Origin of the sequence: Pseudomonas kulmbachensis (genome assembly GCF_963681935.1) — a bacterium.
Lineage (GTDB): Bacteria > Pseudomonadota > Gammaproteobacteria > Pseudomonadales > Pseudomonadaceae > Aquipseudomonas > Aquipseudomonas kulmbachensis.
This window is the reverse complement of record NZ_OY817088.1, coordinates 4,470,237-4,486,635: the sequence shown is the minus strand read 5'-3', so window position 1 is coordinate 4,486,635 and position 16,399 is coordinate 4,470,237. Positions and strand designations below refer to the sequence as shown.

The 16,399-nt window shown below is 56.9% G+C and carries 12 protein-coding genes; 6 read left to right on the top strand and 6 right to left on the bottom strand.

The features are described from left to right. The first annotated feature begins 17 nt into the window (after positions 1–17). The 6 genes from infB (at position 18) to U5A05_RS20715 (ending at position 7,395) form a co-directional block, all read left to right on the top strand. Positions 18–2,519 carry a translation initiation factor IF-2 gene (gene infB, locus U5A05_RS20740; RefSeq protein ID WP_261739731.1) on the top strand — a complete coding sequence of 834 codons (2,502 nt, stop codon included), beginning with the start codon at positions 18–20 and terminating at the stop codon, positions 2,517–2,519. Between the two features lie 158 nt (positions 2,520–2,677). Next, positions 2,678–3,079, top strand: coding sequence for a 30S ribosome-binding factor RbfA (gene rbfA / locus U5A05_RS20735; protein WP_261739730.1), 402 nt, complete (start codon positions 2,678–2,680; stop codon positions 3,077–3,079). Positions 3,080–3,082: 3 nt separating this feature from the next. Beyond that, a complete protein-coding gene (gene truB, locus U5A05_RS20730; protein WP_261739729.1) occupies positions 3,083–4,000 on the top strand; it encodes a tRNA pseudouridine(55) synthase TruB in 918 nt (305 codons plus the stop codon). A 162-nt stretch (positions 4,001–4,162) separates the two neighbouring features. Beyond that, positions 4,163–4,432 (top strand): 30S ribosomal protein S15, encoded by a 270-nt coding sequence (rpsO, locus tag U5A05_RS20725; protein ID WP_261739728.1) that lies wholly within the window; start codon positions 4,163–4,165, stop codon positions 4,430–4,432. 224 nt (positions 4,433–4,656) lie between these two features. Further along, positions 4,657–6,762, top strand: coding sequence for a polyribonucleotide nucleotidyltransferase (pnp, locus tag U5A05_RS20720; protein ID WP_019825928.1), 2,106 nt, complete (start codon positions 4,657–4,659; stop codon positions 6,760–6,762). Positions 6,763–7,041: 279 nt separating this feature from the next. Then, entirely contained in the window at positions 7,042–7,395 is a 354-nt protein-coding gene (locus U5A05_RS20715) for a BON domain-containing protein (RefSeq protein ID WP_095002557.1), read from the top strand. Between the two features lie 276 nt (positions 7,396–7,671). On the opposite strand, the gene U5A05_RS20710 is transcribed toward U5A05_RS20715, so the two are convergent. The 6 genes from U5A05_RS20710 to panB all read right to left on the bottom strand — a co-directional run bounded on the left by U5A05_RS20710 (position 7,672) and on the right by panB (position 16,291). Beyond that, complete coding sequence (locus tag U5A05_RS20710) at positions 7,672–10,584, bottom strand: DUF748 domain-containing protein (protein ID WP_321834572.1); 2,913 nt, start codon at positions 10,582–10,584, stop codon at positions 7,672–7,674. 89 nt (positions 10,585–10,673) lie between these two features. After that, a complete protein-coding gene (locus U5A05_RS20705) occupies positions 10,674–11,687 on the bottom strand; it encodes a class I SAM-dependent rRNA methyltransferase (RefSeq protein WP_261739726.1) in 1,014 nt (337 codons plus the stop codon). A gap of 104 nt (positions 11,688–11,791) precedes the next feature. Beyond that, complete coding sequence (locus U5A05_RS20700) at positions 11,792–12,661, bottom strand: oxygenase MpaB family protein (protein ID WP_321834571.1); 870 nt, start codon at positions 12,659–12,661, stop codon at positions 11,792–11,794. Positions 12,662–12,707: 46 nt separating this feature from the next. Continuing rightward, complete coding sequence (gene pgi, locus U5A05_RS20695) at positions 12,708–14,372, bottom strand: glucose-6-phosphate isomerase (RefSeq protein ID WP_321834569.1); 1,665 nt, start codon at positions 14,370–14,372, stop codon at positions 12,708–12,710. Between the two features lie 261 nt (positions 14,373–14,633). Further along, the gene (gene panC, locus U5A05_RS20690; protein ID WP_321834568.1) at positions 14,634–15,494 is read right to left on the bottom strand and encodes a pantoate--beta-alanine ligase; all 861 of its coding nucleotides are present in this window, start codon (positions 15,492–15,494) and stop codon (positions 14,634–14,636) included. After that, on the bottom strand, positions 15,491–16,291 hold the full coding sequence (panB, locus tag U5A05_RS20685) for a 3-methyl-2-oxobutanoate hydroxymethyltransferase (RefSeq protein ID WP_261739722.1): 801 nt from the start codon (positions 16,289–16,291) through the stop codon (positions 15,491–15,493). Before panB ends, panC begins: the two co-directional genes overlap by 4 nt. Positions 16,292–16,399: the final 108 nt, after the last annotated feature.

Sequence of the window (16,399 nt, the reverse complement as noted above, 5' to 3'; positions counted from 1 at the left end):
CCTGAGGAGAGAAATGCATGACGCAAGTCACGGTGAAACAACTGGCCGATGAGGTCAAAACACCGGTTGAGCGCCTGTTGCAGCAGATGCGTGAGGCAGGTCTGCCGCACAACGCCGCCGAGCAGAATGTGACCGACAGTGAGAAGCAAGCTCTGCTGACTCACCTGAAAAGCAGCCACAAGGCTAAAGTGGAAGAACCGCGCAAGATCACTTTGCAGCGTAAAACCACCAGTACCCTGCGTGTTGCTGGCAGCAAAAGCATTAGCGTTGAAGTACGCAAGAAGAAAGTCTTCGTACAGCAAAGCCCGGAAGAAATTGAAGCCGAGCGCAAACGTGAGATGGATGAACGTCGTGCAGTAGAAAATGCCGCACGTCAAAAGGCTGAAGAAGAGTCCAAGCGTCGCGCCGAAGAAGACGCGCGCCGTCAGCCTGCATCTACTCCTGCTGCTGCTCCAGCTGTTGCCGCGCCTGCACCTGTGCAAGCCGCAGCACCAGCCGCACCGGCTCCAGCAGTTGATGCACGCAAGCGTGACGAACAGCGTCGCCCGGACAAGCCACGTGCTGACGATAATAATCGTCGCGGTAGTGGTGACGGCGATCGCAAAAACGCTCCGCATCGTGCCTCGGTTAAAGAAAAAGCACCGACTCCACGTGTTGCTCCGCGTACTTCCGACGAAGAAAGCGACAGCTTCCGTCGCGGCGGTCGTGGCAAGGGCAAGCTGAAGAAGCGTAACGCTCACGGTTTCCAGAGCCCAACCGGCCCTGTAGTTCGTGACGTTCAGATTGGCGAGACCATCACTGTCGGCGATTTGGCTGCACAGATGTCGGTCAAGGCTGCTGAAGTCATCAAGTTCATGTTCAAGCTGGGTACTCCAGCGACCATCAACCAGGTACTTGATCAGGAAACTGCTCAACTGGTTGCTGAAGAACTGGGCCACAAAGTGACTCTGGTCAGCGACAACGCCCTGGAAGATTCCCTGGCCGAGTCCCTGAAGTTCGAAGGCGAGTCGTTCTCCCGTGCACCGGTTGTGACCGTAATGGGCCACGTTGACCACGGTAAAACGTCCCTGCTCGACTACATCCGTCGTGCCAAGGTAGCTGCTGGCGAAGCCGGTGGTATTACTCAGCACATCGGTGCATACCACGTTGAAACCGAACGCGGCATGGTCACTTTCCTCGATACCCCGGGTCACGCTGCGTTTACCGCAATGCGTGCACGTGGTGCCAAGGCGACTGACATCGTGATTCTGGTTGTTGCTGCAGACGACGGTGTAATGCCGCAAACCATCGAAGCTGTTCAGCATGCGAAAGCGGCTGGTGTGCCTCTGGTTGTTGCAGTGAACAAAATCGACAAGCCAGGTGCTGATCTCGATCGCATCCGCAGCGAGTTGTCCGTTCACGGCGTGACGTCGGAAGAATGGGGTGGTGACACTCCGTTTGTTTCGGTCTCGGCGAAAATGGGTACCGGCGTTGACGAATTGCTCGAAGCCGTACTGCTGCAAGCTGAAGTTCTGGAACTCAAGGCAACTCCATCGGCTCCTGGCCGTGGCGTAGTGGTTGAGTCCCGTCTGGACAAAGGCCGTGGCCCTGTTGCAACTGTTCTGGTTCAAGACGGTACCCTGCGCCAAGGCGACATGGTTCTGGTCGGCTCCAACTACGGTCGCATCCGTGCCATGCTCGATGAGAACGGCAAGTCCATCAAGGAAGCCGGTCCATCCATCCCTGTCGAGATTCTCGGCCTGGACGGAACGCCAGATGCTGGCGACGAGATGAGCGTAATGACTGACGAGAAGAAGGCGCGTGAAGTTGCCCTGTTCCGTCAAGGCAAGTTCCGCGAAGTGAAACTGGCGCGTGCTCACGCAGGCAAGCTGGAAAACATCTTCGAGAACATGGGCCAGGAAGAGAAGAAGACGCTTAACATCGTCCTCAAATCTGACGTCCGTGGTTCGTTGGAAGCTCTGCAGGGCGCCCTTGGCGGCCTGGGTAACGACGAAGTGCAAGTGCGCGTAGTTGGCGGCGGTGTCGGTGGTATCACCGAGAGCGACGCTAACCTGGCACTGGCCTCCAACGCTGTACTGTTTGGCTTCAACGTGCGTGCCGATGCCGGCGCTCGCAAGATTGTCGAGCAGGAAGGCCTGGACATGCGTTACTACAACGTCATCTACGACATCATCGAAGACGTCAAGAAAGCCCTTACCGGCATGCTTGGCAGCGACGTTCGGGAGAACATCCTGGGTATCGCCGAAGTCCGTGACGTGTTCCGTTCGCCTAAGTTCGGCGCGGTTGCAGGTTGCATGGTGCTTGAAGGTGTTGTTCACCGTAACCGTCCAATCCGCGTACTGCGTGAAGACATCGTTATCTACGAAGGCGAGCTGGAATCCCTGCGTCGCTTTAAAGATGACATGTCCGAAGTGCGTGCCGGCATGGAATGCGGTATCGGCGTCAAGAGCTACAACGACGTTAAAGTCGGTGACAAGATCGAAGTGTTCGAGAAGGTCCAGGTTGCTCGCAGCCTCTAACTCGCGAGCCTCAAGAGCGAGGACGAGCCGCGGCATGCAAATGACCGTCGCTCGGCCTGGACTCTAAACGCAACGCCCGGTCCGGCTTCTGTCTGGCCGGGCGTTTGCCGCTTTCAGACCGCATGGGTTTCCCATGGGTGAGTAACAGGTAACAAGACATGGCAAAAGAATATAGCCGTACCCAACGTATTGGCGATCAGATGCAGCGCGAGCTGGCACAGCTGATCCGTCGTGAAGTCAAAGACCCGCGCGTGGGTCTGGTCACCATTACTGCTGTTGAAGTCAGCCGTGACGTCGGTCACGCCAAGATCTTCATCACCGTGATGGGGCAGGATAATGCTGAAGACATCGCCCAGAGCATCAAGGTGTTGAACTCGGCAGCGGGTTTCCTGCGCATGCAACTGGCGCGTGAAATGAAACTGCGCAGCGTTCCACAGCTGCACTTCCACTACGATGAAAGTGTCGTGCGTGGCGCTCACCTGTCCGCCTTGATCGAGCGTGCAGTGGCTGAAGACAATCAGCACCCTGAAACCACTGCTCCCGAAGACACCAAGGAGTAACCGGTGGCTCAGGTCAAGCGTATCCGTCGTAACGTCAGCGGCATCATCCTGTTGGACAAGCCTCTTGGATTCACTTCCAACGCGGCCCTGCAGAAAGTTCGCTGGCTGCTCAATGCCGAGAAGGCAGGGCACACCGGTAGTCTCGATCCATTGGCCAGCGGTGTATTGCCGCTGTGCTTTGGCGAAGCCACCAAGTTTTCGCAATACTTGCTCGATTCCGACAAGGGTTATGAAACCCTGATGCAATTGGGCAAGACCACCACCACGGCAGATGCTGAGGGTGAGGTTTTACAGACTCGCCCAGTGACCGTTGGTCGTGCCGATATCGAAGCTGTTTTACCCAATTTTCGTGGGAAAATCAGTCAGATACCGCCGATGTACTCTGCACTCAAGCGAGACGGACAGCCGCTTTACAAGCTGGCCCGTGCAGGCGAAGTGGTGGAGCGTGAACCACGTTCTGTTACTATTACACGCCTCGAATTACTGGCCAGCGAAGGCGACACTGCGCGCTTGGCCGTCGACTGCACCAAAGGCACCTATATCCGTACCCTCGTGGAAGATATCGGTGAGCAATTGGGGTGCGGTGCATACGTTGCAGAGTTGCGTCGTACGCACGCCGGACCTTTCAGCTTGGCCCAAACGGTCACGCTGGAAGAGTTGGAAGCGGTGCATGCCGAAGGCGGTAATGAAGCGGTAGATCGCTTCCTGATGCCATCGGACAGCGGGTTGCTGGACTGGCCGTTGCTGCACTTCTCGGAAGCCAGTGCTTTCTATTGGCTCAATGGTCAGCCGGTTCGTGCTCCGGATGCTCCGAAGTTCGGTATGGTGCGGGTACAAGATCATAACGGTCGCTTCATCGGGATCGGTGAAGTGAGCGAAGACGGGCGCATTGCGCCGCGTCGACTGATTCGGTCGGAATGACCGGAACCAGGCTGCTTCGGGATGTAATACTCTTGGGGCAGATTGGAATGAGGGTGGCTGTTATTAGGCACGGTCACATCTCACATTTAAATACGAGGATTTGTCCTCGGCCTATTGGATCTGTCTTGCTTGCAAGCAGGCCCTAATTGAAAGGAAAGCCAAATGGCACTTACAGTTGAACACAAAGCAGAAATCGTAGCTGACTACCAGCAAGCTCCAGGTGATACAGGTTCTCCAGAAGTGCAGGTTGCACTGCTGACCTTTAACATCAACACGCTGCAAGGTCACTTCAAGGCAAACAGCAAGGATCACCACTCCCGTCGTGGTCTGATCCGTATGGTAAACCAGCGTCGCAAGCTGCTGGATTACCTCAAAGGCAAAAACGTTGAGCGTTACAAAACGCTGATCGCTCGCCTGGGTCTGCGTCGCTAATAGCGATGTTGCTAGAGGCTGGTTGTCTGTCGTGCGTTTGCGGGTTTCCCGCAAGCGGACGGCAGGCTTCCAGCCTCAAGTTTTATCTGGACTAGCCGGATTCTTACGAAAATTTGCCGCACGGGCTGTTTTCGTAAGCATCTTGAGTCGGGTCAATACCCGATGTTGCACATGACTTTCGCAAGAAACCCGTTCCCCAAGAGCCACAAAGAAGGTAGGACACCGTGAACCCGGTTATCAAAAAATTTCAGTTCGGTCAGTCGACCGTTACTCTCGAGACTGGCCGTATCGCCCGTCAGGCTTCCGGCGCAGTATTGGTCACCGTTGACGACGACGTCAGCGTGTTGGTGACTGTTGTCGGCTCCAAGCAAGCTGATCCAGGCAAGGGCTTCTTCCCTCTGTCTGTTCACTACCAGGAAAAAACCTACGCCGCGGGTAAAATCCCAGGCGGTTTCTTCAAGCGTGAAGGTCGCCCTTCCGAGAAAGAAACCCTGACGTCGCGCTTGATCGACCGTCCGATCCGTCCGCTGTTCCCGGAAGGTTTCATGAACGAAGTGCAGGTTGTCTGCACCGTTCTGTCCACCAGCAAGAAAACCGATCCGGACGTCGCTGCGATGATCGGTACTTCGGCTGCCCTGGCAATCTCCGGTATTCCTTTTGATGGTCCGATCGGCGCTGCCCGCGTTGCTTACCACGAAAGCACCGGCTACCTGCTGAACCCGACTTACGAGCAACTGGCCGCTTCGAGCCTGGACATGGTTGTTGCCGGTACTTCGGAAGCCGTATTGATGGTTGAATCGGAAGCCAAAGAGCTGACCGAAGACCAGATGCTGGGCGCAGTACTGTTCGCCCACGACGAATTCCAGGTAGTTATCCAGGCTGTTAAAGAGCTGGCTGCCGAAGCTGCCAAACCAACTTGGGACTGGGCTGCGGCTCCAGAAGCTACCGAACTGCTGGGCGCTATCCGTGCCGAGTTCGGCGAAGCGATCTCCCAGGCTTACACCATCACCGTCAAGGCTGACCGTTACACTCGCTTGGGCGAGTTGAAAGACCAGGTTGTTGCCAAGCTGTCCGGTGAAGAAGGCCAGCCTTCTGCCAGCGAAGTCAAAGCTGCTTTCGGCGAAATCGAATACCGCACCGTTCGCGAAAACATCGTTAACGGCAAGCCGCGTATCGATGGCCGCGACACCAAGACTGTTCGCCCTCTGAACATCGAAGTTGGCGTACTGCCGAAGACCCACGGTTCGGCTCTGTTCACCCGTGGCGAAACTCAGGCTCTGGTTGTTGCAACTCTGGGTACTGCCCGTGACGCACAGCTGCTGGACACCCTGGAAGGCGAGAAGAAAGACCCGTTCATGCTGCACTACAACTTCCCTCCGTTCTCGGTAGGTGAGTGTGGTCGTATGGGTGGCGCTGGTCGTCGCGAAATCGGTCACGGCCGTCTGGCCCGCCGTTCGGTTCAGGCCATGCTGCCTGCTGCTGACGTGTTCCCGTACACCATCCGTGTTGTATCGGAAATCACCGAATCCAACGGTTCCAGCTCGATGGCATCGGTTTGCGGTGCTTCCCTGGCACTGATGGACGCTGGTGTTCCGATGAAGGCACCGGTTGCCGGTATCGCCATGGGTCTGGTTAAAGAAGGCGAGAAATTCGCAGTTCTGACCGACATCCTGGGTGACGAAGATCACCTGGGCGACATGGACTTCAAAGTAGCCGGTACCGCTAAAGGTGTTACCGCGCTGCAGATGGACATCAAGATCAAGGGCATCACCGAAGAAATCATGGAGATCGCACTGGGCCAAGCCCTGGACGCTCGCCTGAACATCTTGGGTCAGATGAACCAGATCATTGCCGTATCGCGCAACGAGCTGTCGGCTAACGCTCCGACCATGATCGCGATGAAAATCGACACCGACAAAATCCGTGATGTTATCGGTAAAGGCGGCGCGACCATCCGTGCAATCTGTGAAGAAACCAAGGCTTCGATCGATATCGAAGACGACGGTTCGATCAAGATCTTCGGCGAAACCAAAGAAGCAGCAGAAGCAGCGCGTCAGCGCGTTCTGGGCATCACCGCAGAAGCCGAGATCGGCAAGATCTACGTGGGCAAGGTTGAGCGTATCGTCGACTTCGGCGCATTCGTAAACATCCTGCCAGGCAAAGACGGCCTGGTTCACATCTCCATGCTGAGCGATGCTCGTGTTGAGAAAGTGACTGACATTCTGAAAGAAGGTCAGGAAGTGGAAGTACTGGTACTGGACGTGGACAACCGCGGCCGTATCAAGCTGTCCATCAAGGACGTAGCTGCTGCCAAGGCATCGGAAGCTTAATAGCCCCCGATACCTGCTTTGAAAAAAGGATCCTTCGGGATCCTTTTTTTATGCCTGAAGAAAAGTCGGGCGATAGGCCATGAGTGCAAAGCCGCAACTTGCATGCAGTTTTGCGGGGTGTCATGCATTTTGCACGACATACAGATTATTGAATAATTGTAACTTATTGATTTATAAGGATTTATTTTAAATTTAAAGTTGGCACAGGCCCTGCAACAGTACAGATAACCCTGCAGCTGGAAGACGGCGCAGATTTTGAAGAAGACAGGAGTTACTCGTATGAAGAAGTTCGCTATCGCTGCCGCAACTGCCACCGCTCTGACCCTGACTATGGCCAACGCCGCATTTGCTGCTCAAGCGACCACCCAAGCCCCGATGGTCGTGGCTGCTGGCGAAGTAACCAAAGCCAAGGAAGCCACTTCTGATACCTGGATCACAACCAAAGTGAAAGCTGACCTGGTTACCGAAAAAGGCATTCCGGGTACTGATATCAAGGTTGAGACGAACAAAGGTGTTGTTTCCCTTTCTTCCATGGTGCCAGTGACTGAGGCGCAAAAAGAGATCGCAGTTGCCATTACCAAGAAAATCAAAGGCGTTAAAGCTGTCTCGGCTGATGGCTTAAAAGCTGAATAACCCACTCTTGCTCGTAGAACCGGGGGAAGCAAAGCTGCAGCAGGTCATTTAAGCAGTACGCCTGCAGGCTTTGAAACAAGGTTCATGCGACGGCCATACGGATGTGGCCATTACAGCCCTCGGCGCTCTGCGTCGGGGGCTGTTCTATTTGGGCGGAGGGTACGAAAATCTTTGTAGCCGCTGCCGGAGGAACGAGGCAGTGTCCGGCTGCGCAGCAGTCGTAAAACCATAAGCCTCGTTCCTTGCGCAGCAGCCACACAGGTGCGGGGTTCTGGTTTATTCGCTATCCAGATGCAGCGGCGAGATTACCCTGCCATCGCTTTCGGCTTCGCCCAGGGTGGCATCGATAAAGTACACGCGGTCATCAGCCAACTGGCCTTGATCGACCAGGAAGTCCTTGATGCTGCTTGCGCGGTCCTGGCCCAGTTGGCGCAGCAGTACTTCGCTTTTGCTCCAGAACTCGACCAGAGCGGCGCTCATTTTGGCGGCCCGTTCATCACGGCTCAGGTCAGCCCATTCGGCAGGTGGCTGTTGTTTGAGGCGGGTGCGGTAAATACCTTCGAGTAACGGCCCCTTCTCTTCATCCGGCACCTTGAGCAGCGATGCCTGGGCAGGCACCTTGTCGCCACGGCGCTGGAGAATCTTGTAGTAGTTGTATTGGTACTCGCGCTCAAGACGATCTTGAGCGATATGCGGCCCATCGCTGCTTTGTGCGGCCGTGCCTTCAATTTCAAGGCGCAAGGCCGGGCGTTGTTTCAATGCATCGGCCAGAGTAGTGAGCGCTTTTTGTGCCTCAGGGCTCAGCTCGCTTGATCCTGGCGCGAATGACACTGTACCCAGGTCCTCGGAGCCACCGCCGGTGATCAGCCCGCCAATGAACTTGAAGGGTGCCTGTGCCGCGCGTACCACCAGGTTGCGCAGGGTTTGCCATACAATTGGCATCACGCTGAACTGCGGGTTGTTCAGGTCACCAGTCACCGGCAGTTCAATGGATATCCTGCCGTCGCTGTCCTTGAGCAACGCAATCGCCAATTTAAGTGGCAAGTTGACGGCGTCCGGGCTGTCGACTTTCTCACCCAGTTGCAATTGCTCGATCACTACTTTGTTTTCAGCCTTGAGCTGACCTTGGGTGATCAAGTAATGCAGGTCGAGGTTCAGACGGCCCTTGCGGATACGGTAGCCAGCAAATTTGCCGGAGTAAGGCGTCAGGGTTGTCAGTTCGACACGCTTGAAACTGGTGGCGATATCGAGGCTAGCCATCGGGTCAAAGGGATTGACGCTACCTTTGATGGTGACAGGGGCGTAACGGTCGACCTTGCCTGCGATATTCACACTCGCCGGTTTGGCCTGACGACTGTCAATGGTACCGATCTGGCCGTTGAGTTGTTGAACCGCGGTCTGGAAGTTCGGGGTCAGGCTGAAGTCGGCAAAGTTGGCCGAACCGTCATTGATCGCGATGCCACCCACATGGATGCCCAGTGGTTTGCTCTTGCTGGCAGCCGGTTTGGCACCGCTGCCAGCGGGTTGCGGGATCAGCAGGTCATCGACGTTAGTAGTGCGATCGTCGTTGATCATGAAGCGCACATAGGGTTTTTCGAAGTTGACCCGGGTAATCGACAGGCTTTCACCGTGCTGGTACTTAACGTCTTCCAGTACCAGCTTTTGCCATTTGAGGAAGTCGCGGTTTTTCAGTGTGTCCAGTGTGTGCAGTTGATCGACCTGAGCACGCCCAGCCACGGTAAAGGCCAGCGGCTCGGTACTTTTAAGATCGACCGCGAGGTCGCTGCCGAGCATGCCGCTGCGTAGCTCAAGGCGAATAAACGGGTCGATATAGGCCTGCGCTACACGCAAGTCGATATCCTTGGTTGTGACCTTGAGCCTGGCACTTACCGGGCTCAGGTTGACGTCGCCGCTGGCGGTGAGCTTGCCTTGCTTGCCCACACCCGTGTCGAGGTTGAGAGTGAAGGGTGAGCGGTTCAGGCTGTCGAAGTTTTTCAGGTTCAGGTTGAGCGGGCCAATATCCAGCGCCACTGGGGTTTTAGGCTCCTTGTCGGCGAGGTGTACCCGATAGTCGCGCAGCTCAACGTCCTTGAGCAGCACTTGCCATGGCTTGCTCGGTGCAACGGGGGCAGGCTTTGGCGCTGCAACTGTCACCTCGTCATCCGTTTTGTGCGGGACCTTTTCGGGTTGGCTGGCAAACAGCTTCTGCCAGTCCAGTTGGCCGTCTTTCTCGCGAGCGGCCCAGGTTTCGAGATTCTGGCTGTTGATCTTGCCGACGACGACTTGCTGCTTGGCCAGATCTACAGTGGTGTCGCTGATATCCAACCGTTCCAGACGTGCCAAAGGGCGTCCGTCAGGGGCATTGATTTTAAAGGGTGCGATGCTGGCTGAGGCGTTGCTCAGCACCATCTCGGTTTCTTTGGACAGGTTCAGGGTGTAATCGGTGCTGAAGTTCAGCACCCCGTCTTCGAGTACCAGTGGCAGCGCATCACGTACATAGGGCCACCAGACTTTCATCTTGGCATCGGTGACTTTCAGTTTGCCGGTAGAGGTGATGGGCACCAGGCTCAGCGTACCGCTCCAGTCAATCCGCCCGCCTGCCGGACCAGCAGCCACCAGGGTCATGTCGGCGTTGTCATCGGGCAAGGTGCTGAGGTTTTTTAGCTCAAGGTCCATCGAGTCGTACAGAAATTCGATAGGCTCGCTGGGACGCATATCGGTGAAGTGCAGGTAGCCCCCCGCCAGTTTGATGTTGTCCAGACGTACCGGGAAAGGCTTGCTGTCGGGATCGCTCGGGGTGGGCTCACTGGCCGGAAGCTTGAACAGCTGAGTCAGATTGAGCGTACCGTCCTTGTTGAACAGCAGCTCGGTCTTGGGCTTGTCCAGCTGAACATCCGCCAGGTGCAAGGCTTTTGTCCACAGGCTGTCTGCTTGCAAATTGGCATACAAACGGTCAAACCCGACTTGCTCCTTGCCCGGTTCGCCAACTTTCAGCCCCCACAAAGTCAGCTCCAGGCTGAACGGGTTGAACTCCAGCCGGTCAAGTTTGGCGGGTACCGTGGCGTAGTTGGCCAGTTGCTGGTTGATGATGCGCAGGCCAACGCCCGGCAAAATCAGGAAGCCAAGCACGCTGTAAAGTGCGATAGCAATCAGCACGGCGCCGAGGGCGCGGATCAATCCTTTGAGCATGTGGGGCGTCGTCTATAGCAGTCGGGAGTGCCTTGGAGTATGGCACGCGTTTCTGGTTCCGAGACGAGCGCCATAAACACAGCACGTTTTTAAAATTGAAGGATCAAGGTTTTCAGCGGTGGCTGCTGATCCAGGGACGGGAAGTCACTGGCGGGGGGCAATACCTGCCAATCGCGAACCGGGCGGCCTGCTTTCTCGGCGCAACGCAAAACCTGTTCGCGCCAGTCGTCCATGCTGACTTTCGCCAGGTTATTGCAGCAGATCAGCACGCCGTCTGGCGCGGTGGTCAGCACTGCGGGCTTGAGCAGGCTTTGATAGTCGCGCAGCAGATCGACCGTACCAAACGCGCTCTTGGCCCATGCAGGCGGATCGAGCAACACCAGATCATACTCACGCTGATCCATGCGCGGGTAGGCAGGCAGCTTGTGGCGGCGCTGAATAATCGGCAAACCTGCCAATTGGCGGATGGCCGCAAAATAGTCCGACTGTACGAATTTCATTTTCGGTAATTGCGGGTTCAGCAGGCCGTTTTCGCGGCCCACCGCCAGATTGCCTTCAGCGAAATCCAGGTTGCAAACTTCACTGGCGCCCCCTGCCGCAGCACTCAGGCCGACGCCGCAGGTGTAGGAAAACAGGTTGAGTACGCTTTTACCGGCGCTGTGTTGCTTGACCCAGCCGCGAGCATTGCGCAGGTCGAGAAACAGCAACGGATCTTGTCCAGCATGGCGCCCGCGTACACGGTATTTCAGGCCCCACTCGTGACCGACCGTGTCTGCCAGTGCCGCTTCATCGGCGCGGTATACGGTGTCTTCGCGATCAATACGTGAATTGCCTTGGGAGCGGTCGTTGTAGACCAGCATCAGGTCTAGGCCCAAGTGACGATTGATGGCTTCGTGCAGTTGCAGCAGATCATCGCGCTCAAGGCGCTGATGGAAACTTTGCACCAGTAGCTGTGGGCCGTAACGGTCGATGGTCAGGCCGCCAGCGCCCTCCTGGCTGCCGTGAAACAGGCGATAGCAGTCAGTGCCCTGAGTATGCAACTCGGCCAGCAATTGATGACGGTTATCGAGGGCGGCGCGCAGCGCCTGATTCAAGGAAGACATGCGATGCGCCTTGGGGAATGGATAAGGCGCGGCAGTTTAACAGAAGCGGGGGCAGGGAGGTCTTGAACCTGTGGGGGCTTGCCCGCGATGGCCGCGACCCGGTTTCAGCCAAGCCCCATGCGCCGCCGCGCCCGTTGTACTGAACCATTGCGTACGGCCCAGCGCAGGATCGGCGCGGTGCTGCTGACTTGCGCCCGCACCAGTTTGCGAACCAGCGGGCGTTGCTGCAGCCCCAACTGATCGCTGGCCCAGTCCGGTAGCAAATCAATCCCGGCCTTCATCATCAGTGCGCCAAAAGGCTTGGCCAGCAGGCTGGGGGAGGGGGCGTTGAGCAACAGGCGAATCACTTCATGACTACGTTCATCACAGAGTAATTGTGGGCGGATGCCTTCGAGGTAGTCGGCGATTTGCTGGCGTGAACGCGGGACATTTGTAGCTCCCAGGCGTTCAGCGATCATGGCTATTTCGTCGTAGTAACGGTCCTGATCTGCGCCGGACAAATGCGGGTTGCGATAGCGCAGGTGGGCGGCGAGGAAGTTGCTGACTTCAGCCACATGCACCCAGGTCAGCAACTCGGGATCGCTGGCGGCATATGGGCGGCCGTCGAGGGCGGTGCCGGTGACTTGCAAATGGATGGTACGCACTTTGTCGATCAGCCAGTTGGCATCGCCAGTAGCGCCGAAGGTAGTGCCAGAAATGAACTGCCCGGTGCGGCGTAGCCGACCCAGCATGTCTTGACGGAAATTGGAGTGGTCCCACACCCCGGCCAGGGCCAGTGGGTGCAAGGCTTGCAGCATCAAGGCGCTGATGCCGCCAATCAGCATGCTGGTGAAATCACCATGCACCTGCCAACTGATGGAATCCGGGCCAAACAGGCCGGGGTCGCCCTTGGGGTTTTCGAGGTCGAGCTGGCCGAGTGAAAGCCCGGTCAGGCTCATGATCTGGCGTTCGATGGGAATGCGGATGAAATCCATGGAGCCTCGATTGTGCCGGCCAGTCGAGGGACTGGCCGGCTATCAATCAACCGCGATGACGACCGCGGAAGTAGTTGATCAGACCTTGGGTCGAAGCATCATCGGCTGGCTCTTCGATGCTGCCGGTCAAGCGGTTGTAAACACCCTTGCCCAGCTCTTTGCCCAGCTCAACGCCCCATTGGTCGAAGGCGTTGATGCCCCAGATCACGCTTTGCACAAAAACCTTGTGCTCGTAGAGCGCAACCAGTGCACCCAGACGACGCGGGCTGATGCGTTCAACCACCAAGGTATTGCTCGGACGGTTGCCCGGGATCACCTTGTGCGGTGCCAGTTTTTGCACTTCTTCTTCGCTCATGCCTTTGTCGCGCAGCTCGGCCTCGGCCTCTTCGCGGGTTTTACCCAGCATCAGGGCCTGGCTTTGCGACAGGCAGTTGGCATACAGCCACTGGTGGTGATCGGAGACCGGGTTGAAGCTGACAATCGGCACGATAAAGTCGGCCGGGATCAGCTGTGTGCCTTGATGCAGCAACTGGTGATAGGCGTGCTGGCCGTTACAGCCCACACCACCCCAGATCACCGGACCAGTGTCGGTGGACACCGGGGTGCCGTCCTGGCGCACGCTCTTGCCGTTGGATTCCATATCCAGTTGTTGCAAGTGCTTGGTGATGTTGCGCAGGTAGTGGTCGTACGGCAGGATCGCGTGGCTTTGCGAGCCCCAGAAGTTGCCATACCACACACCCAGCAAGGCCATCAGCACCGGCATGTTCTGCTCGAACGGTGCGGTCTGGAAGTGCTGGTCCATGCTGTAGGCACCGGACAGCAGCTCTTTGAAGTTGGACATGCCGATTGCCAGCGCAATTGGCAAGCCAATGGCCGACCACAGCGAGTAACGCCCACCGACCCAGTCCCACATCGGGAAGATGTTTTCTTCACGAATACCGAATGCTACGGCCGCCGCGTTGTTGCTCGACACAGCGATAAAGTGGCGATGCAGTTCGGCTTCCGATCCGCCTTGGGCCAAGTACCAGGCCCGTGCCGCCTGAGCGTTTTTCAAGGTTTCGAGGGTGTTGAAGGATTTTGACGAAACGATGAACAGCGTGGTTTCTGCGCGCAGTTTTGCGGTCAGTTCATGGAACTCACTGCCATCGATGTTCGCCAGGTAATGGCAGCGCACGCCTTTCTGGGCGTAGGACAGCAGAGCTTCAGACACCAGCTCAGGGCCAAGGAAGGAGCCACCAATGCCGATGTTGACGATGTCGGTGATCGGCTTTTCGGTGTAACCGCGCCACAGGCCGTCGTGAATCCGGCCGACCAGCTCGGTCATCTGGTTCAGGACTTTATGCACCTCGGGCATGATATTCACGCCGCTCACCGACAGCTTGTCGGCAACCGGGCGGCGTAGCGCGGTGTGCAAGGCTGGGCGGCCTTCAGAGGCGTTGACGATTTCACCGCCGAACAACGATTTGATCGCACCTTTGAGGTCAGCCTCATTGGCGAGGTTGACCAGCAGATCGCGGGTCTCGTTGTCGATCAGGTTTTTCGAGTAGTCCAGAAACAGCCCGCAGCTGCTCAGGGTGAATTCTTCAAAACGTTTGGGGTTGCTATTAAACGCGTCGCGCATGCTGAAATTTTGCATGCCGGTGCGGTGTAGTTTCAACGCTTGCCAAGCGGGCAGAGCGGTAACGTCATGAGGGGTGCGGTAGTACGCCATCGCTGCGGATATCCTTTTTGCTTGAACTGCCTTTGGACACTGAAAACGCCTGCACCTTTTTATTATCGAGGTGCTCGGTCGGTCTGATTCTGCACGTCAGCTAGAAGCAGGGCGATTACAGTAACTCTCTCGCCTGCTTCTGTCTTGGCTTTGTCTGACAACAATCGGTAACTTTTGTCACCGCTATGTCACACGAGCTGAAACGTTTCAGTGTTTTTTATTGGGTGCGGGTCATTCCGCGGGTCCGCACAGTCGGCTCTGTCAGAGCGCGCTGTCGAGGTTTAAGTGTACGTTGTCGATTAAACGGGTGGCCCCCAGAAAAGCCGCGACCAAAATTACCAGGTCACGATCAGTGGTCTGGGCTGGAAGTAAAGTCTGTGCGTGGCGGACTTCCAGGTAGTCGGGGCGAAAACCAATGGCTTCGATTTGCGCCAGATGTTGGTTCACCAGCGTCGCGTAATCGCGCTCACCGGCTTCAATGGCGTGTGCCATCTCGCTCAGGTGACGGTACAGCGCTGGCGCCAGGGCTCGTTGTTCTGGGGTCAGGTAACCGTTGCGCGAAGACAGCGCCAGGCCGTCGTCGGCGCGTACGGTGGGTTCGCTGATGATCTGGATTGGAAAGTTGAGGTCGTTGACCATTGCGCGAATGACTGCCAACTGTTGGTAGTCTTTTTGCCCGAAGATAGCCAGATCCGGCTGAACCATATTGAACAGCTTGCTGACCACGGTGGTCACGCCATCGAAATGCCCCGGGCGGCGACTGCCGCACAGCTCATTGCTCAGCGTGGCAGCGGTGACACGGGTCAGGCCGTCCATGCCGTTGGGGTACATCTCTGCGACGGTCGGGGCGAACAACAAATGGCAGCCCGCCTGCAGGAGCTTTTCCTGATCGGCTGCCAGGGTGCGCGGGTAGGTGTCGAGGTCTTCGTTGGCACCAAATTGCAGCGGGTTCACAAAAATGCTCGCTACTACAAAATCAGCCTGCTGCGCGGCGGTTGTCACCAGGGCCGCGTGGCCGCTGTGCAGATTACCCATGGTCGGAACCAGGGCGATCTGTTTGCCTTCGCGGCGTGCGCGGGCGACAGCTGCGCGCAGTTCGCGAACGGTTTTTACTGTGTTCATGCGCTGAATCCATGTTCGGTGCCAGGGAAGCTGACGGCTTTGACTTCAGACACGTAGGCGCTGAGGGCGGACTGGATGTCAGGCTGGCCGGTCATGAAGTTTTTCACGAACTTGGGCACGCGACCGGTCAGTGAAAGACCAAGCATGTCGTGCAGCACCAGGACCTGACCGTCGGTGTCGCTGCCAGCGCCAATGCCGATTACCGGAATTTTGACCGCGTGGGTGATTTCTGCCGCCAGTTCGCTTGGCACGCATTCAAGCAGCAGCATGGCTGCGCCTGCCTGCTCAAGTGCAATGGCATCGGCGCGCATTTGGCGGGCCTGATTTTCGTTGCGGCCTTGCACCTTGTAGCCGCCGAGCACGTTGACTGTCTGCGGGGTCAAGCCCATGTGCGCGCACACGGGAATACCGCGTTCGGTCATGGCGCGAATCGATTCCGCGAGCCACACGGCGCCTTCGACTTTGACCATATGTGCGCCAGCTTTCATCAGCAGGGCGCTGTTGTTCAAGGCTTGTTCGAGTGTCGCGTTAGCCATAAAGGCCATGTCCGCGAGAATCAGGGCGTCCTGGTTGCCGCGCTTTACGCAGGCTACGTGGTAAGCCATGTCCGTGGTCGTAACAGGCAATGTGCTGTCATGCCCTTGTAGAACCATGCCCAGGGAGTCGCCTACCAGTAACACTTCAACACCGGCCTGATTGCAGGCGTGGGCAAAGGTGGCGTCATAGCACGTCAGCATGGTGATTTTTTCACCTTTTTGCTTAAGGCTTTGCAGGGTGGTCAGGGTAATAGCTGGCATGAAAAGGATCCTCGTCAGGCAGTGTGATAACCACTGCAAGTAACGCGTGTGATTCATCGTTATGAACAGGCACACCTTTCTGGAGGGTGCTTATAAAGCCTGCTTTTC